This window comes from Pedobacter montanisoli (assembly GCF_022809115.1).
Classification (GTDB): domain Bacteria; phylum Bacteroidota; class Bacteroidia; order Sphingobacteriales; family Sphingobacteriaceae; genus Pedobacter; species Pedobacter montanisoli.
The window spans coordinates 1,161,102-1,173,497 of sequence record NZ_JALGBH010000001.1; the positions used below are offsets into that span (position 1 = coordinate 1,161,102).

The 12,396-nt window shown below is 37.0% G+C and carries 14 protein-coding genes; 3 read left to right on the forward strand and 11 right to left on the reverse strand.

Features of this window, described 5'->3' with window-relative positions:
- Window positions 1-13 precede the first annotated feature (13 nt).
- Window positions 14-862 carry a DUF2911 domain-containing protein gene (locus MMF97_RS05110; protein WP_243360255.1) on the reverse strand — a complete coding sequence of 283 codons (849 nt, stop codon included), beginning with the start codon at window positions 860-862 and terminating at the stop codon, window positions 14-16.
- A 92-nt stretch (window positions 863-954) separates the two neighbouring features.
- On the opposite strand from MMF97_RS05110, the gene MMF97_RS05115 reads away from it, so the two are divergent.
- Window positions 955-1,785 carry an NAD(P)H-binding protein gene (locus MMF97_RS05115; RefSeq protein WP_243360257.1) on the forward strand — a complete coding sequence of 277 codons (831 nt, stop codon included), beginning with the start codon at window positions 955-957 and terminating at the stop codon, window positions 1,783-1,785.
- Here the strand turns inward: MMF97_RS05115 and MMF97_RS05120 are convergent.
- Entirely contained in the window at window positions 1,772-3,085 is a 1,314-nt protein-coding gene (locus tag MMF97_RS05120) for an alpha/beta fold hydrolase (protein WP_243360258.1), read from the reverse strand. The two genes, MMF97_RS05115 and MMF97_RS05120, sit on opposite strands and share 14 nt — an antisense overlap.
- Window positions 3,086-3,313: 228 nt before the next feature.
- Window positions 3,314-3,730 carry an OsmC family protein gene (locus tag MMF97_RS05125; RefSeq protein WP_243360260.1) on the reverse strand — a complete coding sequence of 139 codons (417 nt, stop codon included), beginning with the start codon at window positions 3,728-3,730 and terminating at the stop codon, window positions 3,314-3,316.
- 91 nt (window positions 3,731-3,821) lie between these two features.
- Here MMF97_RS05125 and MMF97_RS05130 point away from each other — a divergent pair, with 91 nt between their 5' ends.
- Window positions 3,822-4,301, forward strand: coding sequence for a nuclear transport factor 2 family protein (locus MMF97_RS05130; protein WP_243360262.1), 480 nt, complete (start codon window positions 3,822-3,824; stop codon window positions 4,299-4,301).
- On the opposite strand, the gene MMF97_RS05135 is transcribed toward MMF97_RS05130, so the two are convergent.
- On the reverse strand, window positions 4,288-4,569 hold the full coding sequence (locus MMF97_RS05135) for an ATP-dependent Clp protease adaptor ClpS (RefSeq protein WP_243360264.1): 282 nt from the start codon (window positions 4,567-4,569) through the stop codon (window positions 4,288-4,290). The two genes, MMF97_RS05130 and MMF97_RS05135, sit on opposite strands and share 14 nt — an antisense overlap.
- Window positions 4,570-4,629: 60 nt before the next feature.
- Window positions 4,630-5,544, reverse strand: coding sequence for a serine hydrolase (locus MMF97_RS05140; protein WP_243360266.1), 915 nt, complete (start codon window positions 5,542-5,544; stop codon window positions 4,630-4,632).
- A 135-nt stretch (window positions 5,545-5,679) separates the two neighbouring features.
- Between MMF97_RS05140 and MMF97_RS05145 the strand changes: the two genes are divergently transcribed.
- Window positions 5,680-6,726 (forward strand): 3-oxoacyl-ACP synthase III family protein, encoded by a 1,047-nt coding sequence (locus MMF97_RS05145; RefSeq protein WP_243360267.1) that lies wholly within the window; start codon window positions 5,680-5,682, stop codon window positions 6,724-6,726.
- Between the two features lie 7 nt (window positions 6,727-6,733).
- Here the strand turns inward: MMF97_RS05145 and rsgA are convergent, their stop codons facing one another.
- From rsgA to MMF97_RS05175, 6 genes are all read right to left on the reverse strand, one after another.
- Window positions 6,734-7,654 carry a ribosome small subunit-dependent GTPase A gene (gene rsgA, locus MMF97_RS05150; RefSeq protein WP_243360269.1) on the reverse strand — a complete coding sequence of 307 codons (921 nt, stop codon included), beginning with the start codon at window positions 7,652-7,654 and terminating at the stop codon, window positions 6,734-6,736.
- An 85-nt stretch (window positions 7,655-7,739) separates the two neighbouring features.
- Window positions 7,740-8,861, reverse strand: coding sequence for a lipase family protein (locus MMF97_RS05155; protein WP_243360271.1), 1,122 nt, complete (start codon window positions 8,859-8,861; stop codon window positions 7,740-7,742).
- Window positions 8,862-8,920: 59 nt separating this feature from the next.
- Complete coding sequence (locus tag MMF97_RS05160; RefSeq protein WP_243360273.1) at window positions 8,921-9,394, reverse strand: GNAT family N-acetyltransferase; 474 nt, start codon at window positions 9,392-9,394, stop codon at window positions 8,921-8,923.
- A gap of 21 nt (window positions 9,395-9,415) precedes the next feature.
- The gene (locus MMF97_RS05165; protein WP_243360275.1) at window positions 9,416-10,378 is read right to left on the reverse strand and encodes an AAA family ATPase; all 963 of its coding nucleotides are present in this window, start codon (window positions 10,376-10,378) and stop codon (window positions 9,416-9,418) included.
- Window positions 10,378-11,745: a peptidylprolyl isomerase gene (locus tag MMF97_RS05170; protein ID WP_243360277.1), complete on the reverse strand. Its 1,368-nt coding sequence runs from the start codon at window positions 11,743-11,745 to the stop codon at window positions 10,378-10,380. The genes MMF97_RS05165 and MMF97_RS05170 overlap by 1 nt, the downstream gene beginning before the upstream one ends.
- A gap of 54 nt (window positions 11,746-11,799) precedes the next feature.
- Window positions 11,800-12,390: a hypothetical protein gene (locus MMF97_RS05175; protein WP_243360279.1), complete on the reverse strand. Its 591-nt coding sequence runs from the start codon at window positions 12,388-12,390 to the stop codon at window positions 11,800-11,802.
- Window positions 12,391-12,396 lie beyond the last annotated feature (6 nt).

Below are 12,396 nucleotides of genomic sequence, written 5' to 3' on the forward strand. Positions count from 1 at the left end.
TCTGGAAATGATATTATTTCTTCGTTTCGTCTAATAATTGGGTATTCAAACGAATGTATTCATCATTTTTGATTTTGGTAGCGATCTCAATACCCTCTTTTGCCGATTTTGCAGCACCAGCTTTATCACCCATTTTCAATTGTATTCTGCCCTTCCAAAGTTTAACCCAAGGAGCATCTGTCATTTCCTTTTCAGCTTCGTTCATCCATCCTAATGCAGTTTTCAAGTCTTTTCCGTTACTGTAGTAGTAAATTGCCGATTGAAAGTAAGGTTTTTTGTCGCCTTTCATTGCTTCTGCAATGCTGGCCATTACTCTTTCATCAATAGAAGTGCTAAGGTTAACATTTACTAAAGTGTTTTCCCACGATAATTGCATTTGCGCCGAAGTATCATATACATGGGCAAAATTGATAGTGAAAGTTTCTACCTTTTCTTTCAGGATAGTAGGTTTCACTTTTACACGTAATACATCGTTGGCTTCACTATAAGTATAAGCTCCCCATTCTTTAACACCTTTGTTAAAAATAATGGTCCATTCCGTTTTTCCGGGGATGGTAAATAAAGCATATTCGCCAGCTGGCAGATCCTTACCTTCAACTTTAACGGCATCAGTAAATTTAATTACGGTAGCAGAGTTTGCTCCTGTACGCCAAACTTTATCATAAAGTTCTAATGCGCCGAATATTTTACGTCCTTTAACGTTTGGACGTGAGTAATTTACAGTGATTTTTCCTAAACCAAAATCCTGCGAAATGGTTTGCGATGTGCTGGGTTGAGGCATTTTTATGCCTTGGGCCTTAATATTTTCACCCAAAATAACCAGTACAAAAAGTACTAAAACTAGTTTAATTGATGATTTCATGTTTTTTATATTTTGTTAGAGTTGCGACTTAAAATTACAGAATAAATCTTTCATGGTTACTGCTACTTAGAATTATGTTATTTTGCAAACAAATGGAAAATAGAACAGTCGGAATTTTAGGGTGTGGATGGTTTGGTTTGCCTTTTGCCAAAACTTTGGTAAAATCAGGCTATGAAGTTAAAGGCTCAACTACCCGTACCGCTAAGTTGAAAGAGTTAGAAGAATCCGGAATTAGGCCTTATCAGATTAATTTAAATGATACTGGAGAATTGCCTCCTGATTTTTTTGATGTTGATGTACTTTTCATAAGTGTACCACCACGTGCCAAATCCGAAGATGTATCTCAATATCCTAAGAAGATGAGTGCAGTGGTTAAAGCAGCTGAAGGAAAAGTAAAGCATCTCGTTTTTATTAGTTCTGTAGGCATTTTTGAAGATGGAAACTCTCAGGTTGACGAAAATTCTATACCCCAACCTGATACGGATGCCGGGAGGGCATTGCTCGCAGCTGAGGCAGTTTTTAATAGCAATACTAAGTTTGAAACTACTATCATTCGTTTTGCGGGTTTAATAGGTCCAGGACGAAATCTGGCTAAATTTTTTGCAGGACGAAATCATATACCTAATGGAGAAGCTCCAATTAATCTTATTGTATTGGAAGATTGCATTGGCATTTGCTTGCAATTATTAGCTAAAAATGCGTTTGGAAGAATTTATCACGCAGTTTGCCCACACCATCCAACAAGAGCAGATTTTTATACGGCTTTGGCAAAAAATACAGGATATGAAACACCTGAGTTTGTATGTGAAAAAGGCACATGGAAACAAATAGATAGTTTCAACGTGCCTCGTATCTTAAATTATGAATTTATGGTAAGCAATTGGTTCAGTTGGATTGCAGAACAGGATATCAATTCGCTTTAATCCAATTGGCCAGATCATCAATAAGCTGCTCACTTACGTTTGCAGGTTTCTGGTACTGCATAATATTGCCTTTTTCTGTTTGCACACTTAAGAGGTGATTTAATTCAGGGTATAACTTTAAGGTTACGTTTTTCTTTTTGCCAAGCTCATTATTCCAGATGTTAAAATCAGTTTCTGTAACCTGAAAATCGTTTCCGCCCTGTAAGATATATATACGCTGTTTATTTAGTTTTTTTGCTGTAGCAAGCTGATCGTAATTATTGAGGTCTATCCAGTATGAAGCAGGTAATCCGCCAATAGCAGAGTCTGGTTTCATGTTTGGCAATAACTTGGTAATCTTAGTTTTCTCCAATTCGGTCATAGCCTTTTGAAGCTCATCTTTCATGGCCTGAGAAGTATCTTTACTCAGCTCAAACATGTATTTATTCTGGTCTGCAATGATATCGGTAAGTTTACGGGCAGGGGCTGAAACTAGTACAATTCCTTTTAAATCAGATACTAATGTAGCAATTCTGGGTGCAAGCATACCGCCTAAGCTATGTCCTAAAACATAAATATTTTTCAAATCTGCTCCTGGTATTTTTTTAGCCAGCTCTAGCGCTAAAACAGCATCATCCAATGTTTCTTCTTTTACTGTAAAAGCACCTTTAAAATCATTTGGATAAATTAAAGTTCTTTTAACATATCTTACCGTAGCAATACCTTTTGCAGCCAGACCAGCTGCCATATCTTTAAAAGGTTTGTTCGGGCCAACGGTTTCGTCCATATCACTAGGACCAGAACCGTGTACCAGAACCACTACAGGAAAACTTTTTACATTTTTAGGTGTGGTGATGACAGTAGCTAACTGGTGATTAGGAAATTCGATATAAGTAGATTTTTCTACATATACATTTGTGTCTGCATATGAAGGCTTTTGGTAAGTAATGGCTTTAGGAAGGAGTTGCAGACCTACAATTTTTTCGCTTTTATCAAACAGCATTACAAAATCCTGTGTGTCATTCTCAAAAACTCCATTTAAAATTACCGCAAAAAAATCACCCTGATTTTTGCTCTGTATGGCATCTATGCTTTTTACTTTCCCTAATCTACTTTCGAGCAGATTAGCCAATTGCTTTAGATTTTCAGTAGAAACTTTGGTTTTTGCCTCATCAGAGAAATAATTGTGAGCCTCATCGAGCTTGTTTTCAAAAAACAAATCGAAAAAGGTATTGGCCTTATTAAAAAGGCTTAAAACGTTCTGGGCAAAAGAGCTCAGGCTAAAAACGCTTAACAGCAGTATTAAGAAAAATTTTTTCATGTGTATCTTCAAAATGTCTGAAAGACCAAATGTAATAATATTTACTACGAAAACAACGTAGGCTATTGTTAATACCTGTTAAAAATAAAGAAACCTTTATTGTGCGGGTTTACAAGACTTTCTAGGGGAAACGATCTATTTCATTTGAGAGCGAAAAACAAATAAACTTTGACAAACCCATTCACTTATCACGAAGCTTGTCAAAGTTGTGTAGTTAAGAATTTATACTTATACCAATTCGGCACTCATGGTAATTTCTGCATTAAGCAGCTTAGAGATGGGACAATTATTTTTAGCATCATTGGCCAGCTCTTCAAACTTCTCTTTGGTTAAGCCCGGCGCTTTCACACTTACTTCGAGATGTATTTTATCTATTTCGCCTTTTTCAGTATTAAAGTTTACGCTTGATTTTGTTCTGATCGAATCAGGAATAACATTGGCCTCAGAGATATTAAAACTTAGTTTCATGCTAAAACATCCAGCATGTGCTGCTGCAATCAGCTCTTCGGGATTAGTACCTGCTCCATTCTCAAACCTGCTTTTAAAGCCATATTGAGCTTCGCTCAAAACCGTACTTTGTGTACTTAATTTTCCGGAGCCCTCTTTTCCGGTGCCATTCCAAATGGCAGTTGCATATCGGTTCATAATTTTAAGGTTAAGTTTTACTTCTTTTAAATAATGTTTTTAGCCTGCTGATTGTTTTAATACATTTGATAAAATTTAGTTCAAATCAGTTATGACTTCTAACGAACAACTCATCAACAAGTTTTATACTGCCTTTGCCGGTAGTGATTTTAAGACTATGCAGAAAAGCTATGCTGATGAAGCCAGGTTTAATGATCCTGTATTTGGCAATCTGGATGCTACACAGGTACGTGCCATGTGGCAAATGTTGATTAGCAGAGGTAAAGAGCTTAAAATAGAATTTGGACAAATTGAGCAACAGGATGAAGAAAGGGTTACTGCTGTTTGGCAGGCTTCATATCTTTTTACTGCCACCGGAAAAAAAGTAATCAATAATGTAAAATCTTCTTTTGAGATTAAAGAAGGTAAGATTATTAATCAAACCGATGAATTTGATTTTAAAAAATGGGCAAAACAAGCCTTTGGTTTTGGGGGTTGGTTATTGGGCGGAACAAGAAACTTTAAAGAAAAGGTAGGAGAGCAGGCCCGAAAAAATTTAACGGCTTTTATGAAAAAAATCAGTCAACCGTAACCTCAAGACCTTCGGCTTTTAATATTTTCCGGTAAACCTCCATTTCTGTAAAAGAACCCTCTAAAATTGCACATTTACCTTTGGTATGTACCTCCCATGCAATTTTTTCGGCCTGGCTTTCGGTATAATCCAGGTATTTCATCATACACCAGATTACGTGATCAAAAGTATTTACATCGTCGTTCCATAAAATTAAACGATGTATCGTCTTTAACGAAGTTAAGATCTCTTCGAGCGTAAAAGTTTCTTCTTTTGTTTGGGTGGACATGCTACAAATTTACTAAAAAATAGAATTTCATATTTAAATAAAACTGTGGTCAGATTTTCCTTAGTAATATTTTTCCATGCCTTTTGCTGGCTCCCATTTGCTTTGAGGTTCAAAATAGTTCCATAACATTTTACTTAAATTACGGATCAGCGTTGTGCCTTCATTATCATGCTTCCATGAAGTGTCTTTCTGATTTTTGGTAGCAATACAAAAAACATAATCGCCATGGGGTGCATTTACCATAACCACTTCAGAACGTGCGGGATCAACCGCACCAGATTTAGAAGCAGCTTGTACATAAGGTGGAATTTCAGATAAAGCCTCATGGTCAAAATAAATCCTGATGAGATTTCTGTAAATACGTTCAGAAGCGGCTTCACTAATTATTTTCCCCTGTCTGATCATGGTAAGCAGAGTAGCCATTTCGCGTGGGGTGGTCTGTCCCCAGCCATATTTTCGCTGGTTTGCACCTCGTCCGGGCGTACGTGAATTTACACGAGTATGGGCAAAACCATATTTTTCTAATAACCCATTAATAGTTTCTCCACCTCCGGCCATGCTCTGGCACCATAAGCTTGCTGTATTATCGCTTGTTGTGATCATGAGCATTAGAACTTTAGGCAGCCATATTTTTTCACCATTTTTAAAAGAGCCTAAAATATCTTCTCCAGCATAAAGCAAGCTGTCTTTATAAGTAAGAGAAGCGTTGTAATCCAGCTCTCCCTGGTCAATCTTGTTAAACATCCCAATGGTTATAGGTATTTTAACCATACTAGCAGTAGGAAATATACTATCAGCATTGAGGCTTGCAACTTTACCTGTTTTAAGTGATTTTACATAAATACCTACATCCCCGTTAAAGCCTTTGGCTAAATCGGTAATCATTTTCTGAAGTTTGGTGTCTGTCTTTTCTGTTTGAGCAAATGAAAAGAAACTGGCAAAGCTTAATAAGATGATACAGTATAAATTACGCATAGTTTTAAATCTGGTGTTTTACAAATTTATAAAACCTTTTACCATTTTTAATGCTTATCTTTTGTTTAAGTTATAATCAGCTCTACTTAGCTACATAAGGGGTAAATTAGTATTTTTGTTATCAAACCATCATATATGTACAGTTCAAAAATTGCGGGAATAGGGCATTATGTGCCTAAAAATATTTATACCAATAATGATTTATCACGTTTCATGGAAACCAGCGATGAATGGATACAGGAGCGTACGGGTATAAAGGAACGCAGATTTGCGGATCGTTTTGCAGAAACGACTACCACAATGGGTATCGAAGCCGCCAAAATTGCCATTGAACGTGCAGGTATTACTGAACAGGATATCGATTTTATCATTTTTGCTACGTTAAGTCCTGATTATTATTTTCCGGGATGTGGTGTTTTGCTGCAACGTGAAATGAAAATGAAAGAAGTAGGAGCATTGGATATTCGCAACCAGTGTTCGGGCTTTGTATATGCCTTGTCTGTTGCCGATCAGTTTATTAAAACAGGGATGTACAAAAATATTTTGGTAGTGGGCAGTGAAAAGCATTCGTTTGCTATGGATTTTCAAACCCGGAGCAGAAATGTTTCTGTAATTTTTGGAGATGGAGCAGGTGCTGTTGTTCTGCAACGGGCAGATCAAGAAGGTCAGGGAATTTTAAGTACGCATTTACATAGCGATGGAGCTGATGCAGAGATATTAGCTATGCACTATCCGGGTGCACATGCCAATAAATGGTTGCCAGATAATCCACCTTTTCCGGATCAGGAATTGGGAGGTTTGTTTTTAACGCATGAGCAATTAGATAGCGGTGCTGCGCTTCCTTATATGGATGGCCCAGCAGTATTCAAAAAAGCCGTAGTTAAATTTCCAGAGGTAATTAACGAAGCCTTAGCTAAAAACGGCTTTACGGCTAAGGATATTGATTTACTGGTTCCGCATCAGGCCAATTTACGGATCAGTCAGTACGTACAGCAATTATTGGGTTTACCTGATGATAAGGTTTTTAACAATATACAGAAATACGGAAATACTACGGCAGCATCTGTGCCTTTGGCATTGAGTGAAGCTTGGGAAGCCGGAAAAGTTAAACAAGGTGATCTGGTTTGTCTTGCCGCATTTGGTTCGGGTTTTACCTGGGCAAGTGCGCTGATCAGATGGTAAATATCAATTAACCACGAGTTTCATTACCATTGTAAATACTCAGGTAACTTTCATAGCGTGAAAGCTCAATTTCGCCATTTTCAACAGCTTTGATTACGGCGCAACCCGGCTCGTTAATGTGCCTGCAATTGTTAAACTTGCACTGATTTAAGCGCTCACGCATTTCAACAAAGAAATGGCTGAGCTCTTCTTTCTCTATATCTACAATGCCTAACTCGCGTATGCCAGGCGTATCTATCAGTTGACCGCCAAATGGTAATTGGTACATTTCTGCAAAAGTAGTGGTATGTTGTCCTTTATCACTCCATTCACTCACTTCTCCCGTTTTGATGCTAAAACCGGGTAAAATGGCATTAATTAAGCTTGATTTGCCAACTCCTGAATGTCCCGAAAATAAAGTGGTTTTGTCTTTAAGCAATGCTTTGATCTGCTCTATGTTTGTACCTTTTAAAGCCGATACTTCATAGCAGGGATAACCTATTTTCTCATAAATGGCTTTGTATTCGGCCAAAATTTCTAAACCATATTCATTAAACAGGTCTAGTTTGTTAAAGATGATGCAGGTTGGTATATCATAGGCTTCGGCAGTAACCAAAAAACGATCTATAAAACCTAAAGATGTTCTGGGTGAAGCTAAAGTAACAATTAGAAATGCCTGATCTAAATTAGCAGCTATGATCTGGGCTTGTTTGCTCAGGTTGATCGATTTGCGGATGATATAGTTTTTACGTTCATGCAAATGGTCAATCACTCCTGTTTGGGCATTTGGTTCAAGTTCAAAATCTACATTATCGCCCACCGCAACAGGATTTGTGGTTTGTATGCCTTTAATCCTGAATTTTCCCTTGATACGGCAATCGTACACTTGCCCGTTATCGGCCAGCACTTGATACCAACTTCCCGTAGATTTAATAACTAATCCATGCATATTGGGCATAAAGGTATAAAAAACATTTTTCTGAAATGTAATTCAATTGTTTATCCATCTTTGTAAAAGCCCTGAGATACAGCTTTTATTTCTTCTCTAGCTCTAGAGCATACTGTTTGAGTAAAAACCTATAAGCCTCGTAACTATGATGAAAAAGAGATTTATCAATCTCAGTTTTGAAATGACGTTCGTAATTTTCATCAGCCATTAAAGCTACGGTTACCCCGGGAGTTACAAAATGAGTGGTATTTGCCATAGGCTCTAACTGTAAGCCCGGTAAAGCAGTCTTTACCATTTTTTCTACTGTTTTTCCTAGGTATTGTTGGTAAGCTTTAGATGATTTTTCGGCTTTGCGCTCCATACTCTTGAAAGCATTTTTTAAAATGATGCGTTTAAAAAAAGAAAGATTGCCTACATGCTCATAAATAGTGATGAAAGGATTAGGCTTGTTCATATCGGTAGCCAGTTGTTGCGTGGTAAAAGGCATTTCGGGTACAGGATCTACATTGCTAATGAGGCTAAATGCCTGATTGGAATGCATAATATGCTGGAAATTATACGCAAAATACATATTGCTCATTTTAGCTGGGGCTGTTGCATAATTTTTTAGGACTAACTCGGGATAAGTACCGTGCTTTTTTAAATAAGCCAGCCAGGCCGTTACATAAATGCTGATAGAACCGCCCTGACTGTGACCCGTAACTAAATATTTATGGTAACCTTTATGGTATAAAGAATCTATTTTGGGTGCTATTTCCTTAGATAGATAAGCAAAACTTACCAGGAAACCTGCATGCACGGCTGCGCGGTCATCGTCTGCTAAATAATATTTTATGGTATCTGAAGGAGCAATGATAACCTTTCCTTTGGCAGGAATCATGGCACAATAGAAATCTGCCAGTAATGATTTAGGGTCTTTGGTGGTACCTCTTAATGAAATGATTACGGTAGAATCTGACCTCAACCAAAAATCTACCATATTATCTAAGCCTACACTTTTGGAACGCGACAAAAAGCTATATCCATTAAGGAAAGCCTGAAACTTATTGCCTTTTAATGTATCTGTAAAGGCAGAATTGATTTTTAGCATTTCATCACATTCCTGTGCATTAAAACCGGGATTAAAAGTAAAGGGCTTTTGCTGCGCAAAAGAGCTTATAACAATGCCAAGCATCATTATACATTGCAGGTAGAGAGTCTTTTTCATGTTATAGTTCTATAGAAATGAAACCTATATCCCTAAAGTTAAAAAGATCCTTTAATTTTTTATAATGTCATTTTAAGCATGAGCATATCTTTTAATAAGATACCATTCTCATATATAGGCTCTTCATAATTATTTATGAAGAAATTCTCTTTAAGCGCAAATGGTATAAAGCCTGCCTTTTGGTAGAAGTTGATTTGCTGAATAGCACAGTCGGGAGTACCTACAATTAAGCTTTTATAGTTCTGCTGAGTGGCTATTTGTTTAATATTTGAGATTAACCATGAACCTATGCCTTTTCCTCTGAGCTTTTCAGTAATTGCAATATTTTTGATTTCGAGTTTAGTATTATCAATTTTGAACAGCACAAATACCGCAATTTTTTCATGGCTAATTTTATCTGTTACCAGATATACCTCCGATTGAAAAATATATTTACGGACAGCAGCCTCAGTTTCATCGGCCATTAACAGTAGATCAAGAGGTAAGAGCTCGTTCTTTTGCAGCAGAACAATGGCATAGTTGTTATTGAACATCTTCAAATAACAGAAATAGACTTAGAAAAGGTTTTTAATGATCTGTTCTGTAGATAAGCCTTCGGCTTCTGCACGGTAATTGCGTACAATACGGTGTCTGAGTATGGCTTCTGCTACTGCCTGTACATCTTCTATATCAGGAGCATATTTGCCAGATATGGCAGCATGGCATTTGGCTCCTAGAATTAAAAATTGCGAAGCACGTGGTCCTGCACCCCATGCCACATACTGATTAACCTGCGCTGTGGCCAGTTCGGTATGAGGGCGGGTTTGAGCCACCAGTTTTACCGCATATTGTAATACATTATCAGTTACGGGTATGCTTCTGATCAATTGCTGAAAATACTGGATTTCTTCAGCGCTGATTATTTTAGAGATAGACGGAACATTATTTCCTGTGGTATTTTTAACAATGGTAAGCTCATCGTTAAAGCTTGGGTAATTTAGCTGCACATTGAACATGAAACGGTCTAACTGCGCTTCGGGAAGAGGGTAGGTTCCTTCCTGTTCAATAGGGTTTTGGGTAGCTAAAACAAAAAATGGTTTAGGTAAAATATGGGTTTGTCCGGCTGCGGTTACAGCTCTTTCCTGCATGGCTTCTAATAAGGCCGCTTGTGTTTTAGGAGGCGTACGGTTAATCTCATCGGCCAGAATAATATTAGAGAAGATGGGGCCTTTTACAAATTTAAAATGGCGGTCTTCACCTAAAATCTCAGTACCGATAATATCTCCGGGCATTAAATCTGGTGTAAACTGGATACGGTTAAAGTTAAGATCCAAAACGCCTGCAACAGTTTGTACCAATAAGGTTTTTGCCAAACCCGGTACGCCCACTAAAAGGCAATGCCCATTACTGAATATCGCAATGAGCACTGATTTAATAATATCATCTTGTCCGATAACAACCTTACCAATTTCGGTTTTAATGTTGTTAAACGATTGGTGTAAAGCATCAACAGCTTCAACTTCGTTTTTAAAATGCATTAGTTGCTTTTAGTATTTTTATTAACCCAAAGTTTCAACTCATCGCATGTAGCAAATTCGTCGTCAACCCTAATATAGGTGTTTTCTTTACGTTTTTCAAACCACTGGCTCATCACTTTAGCTTCCTTTTCGCGTTGAGCCTGCTCCTTAAATTTAGGATAATCCTGTTCTAAGCTTCCTTTATGCGGAGCTATTTTAGATTTTAAGAAAAAGATCTTATAACCTTCTTTGCCATCATTCTGGTTTTTAAAAGAAATCGGCTTAGAAATTTCGCCCACTTTCATAGTATCTATTGCCATGAAAACCGCAGGATCTAACTTTTCAACCGGGATCAAAGTGGTTCTTGAAGTCTGGTTATCTGCGTATAACAGCATACCTCCATTATATTGTGTTTCTTTATTATCTGAAAATAAAGAAGCTGCTGTAGCAAAAGGTAATCTTTTATCTATAAGATCTTTATAGATACTATCGGCTTTAAGTTTTACGCGCTCTAAACTTTCAGGTGTATTCTGCGGTCTGATCAGGATATGGCGTACATGGGCCTGTTCTCCACGTCTTTCAATAACCTGTAAAATATGATAGCCATATTCAGTTTCAAATACCGGCGACATCTCTCCGGCTTTTAATTTGAATGCCCATGCAGTAAATTCTTTAACCATGGTGCTTCTGTCAATAAAACCATAATCACCGCCATCTGCTGCAGAGCCTGGGTCTTCAGAGTAAGTTTTAGCTAAAAAACCAAAGTCTTCACCGCTTTTTACACGTAAGCGTATGGCTTCAAGTCTGTCGTAATATTTTTGTTTTTCTGCCTTAGTTAATTTAGGCGTTAAAACAATTTCGCCCACTTCAACCTCGGCACCAATATCTGGCAAGCTGTCTTTAGGATAGCTATCGAAATATTTTTTTACCTCTAAAGGTGTTACTGTAGTGTTTTCCGTGATTTTTTGCTGCATTTTTTCAGCTATAAGACCTTCTTTTACATCGGCTCTCATTTCATCTTTATATTGCAGCACAGATTTTTGTAGAAATTGCTCTAAACGTTCCTGTCCACCCATACGCTGTATCTGGTAGCGCATTCTTTTATCTAAAACATCATCTACCTGATTTTCTTCAACCACGATAGAGTCTATTTCAGCCTGTTGTTTCAATAATTTCTGAACCAACATTTGCTGTAAAAAGTAACATTTTACCTTTTCATCGGCAGGATTGCCCTGATTTAAGTAAATAGCATATTGCTGGTTTAGTTCTGATAATAATATGATGTTGTTGCCTACTACGGCTACAATTTTATCAAGATTAGGTTTTTGTGCATTGGCATTTAAGGCAAAATATATTAAAGCTACTGCCAATGTAAATATTTTCTTCATTCTGTATTTATACTGTTAATTTTTGCAAATTTAGCATTATTAAGTTAAGGCTTTTCAGGGCTTTGCTAATTTCTTTAACTCTCTTTCGTAAATGATTACTTTATACTTCTTTTTGAGATCTTTTATCCACTGATTTTCCAGGTCCTGCTGGTAATCGCCAATCAGGTTACCCTTAATCTCATTATAATTTAAACCTGCATATTTTGTTTTGTTCCTGGTATAATAGTCTTTAAGTATTTCTTCATTATCATCTGTCTGGTTCCAGATTTTTTTTTCTGAAACGTTAAACATTAAAACACCTTCTTTATATTCATTAAGAATGAAATTGAGCTCTTTTGCGTTGTCATTCCTATCTTTTTGCTGCATTAAGGTGGTTTTATATCCATCTATTTCACTTATGTAGCCACTATCCAGATCTAAGCCCATGCTTCTGGCATCGGCAACCTTAAGCTTAAAATTAATATAAAGGTTTAGATAAGCTTTTAGGTCTTTTAGCGTATAAATAGTATTATCCGTATGATTTTTAGTGTACACCCATAAAAACTCATCAGCATGCACCGGTACGTTATTTACCAAAGCTACATTCTGAGCCCATGATACACTACCAATAGTACTTAAAGCTAATACAAAAAAGAACTGTTTCACAAAGAA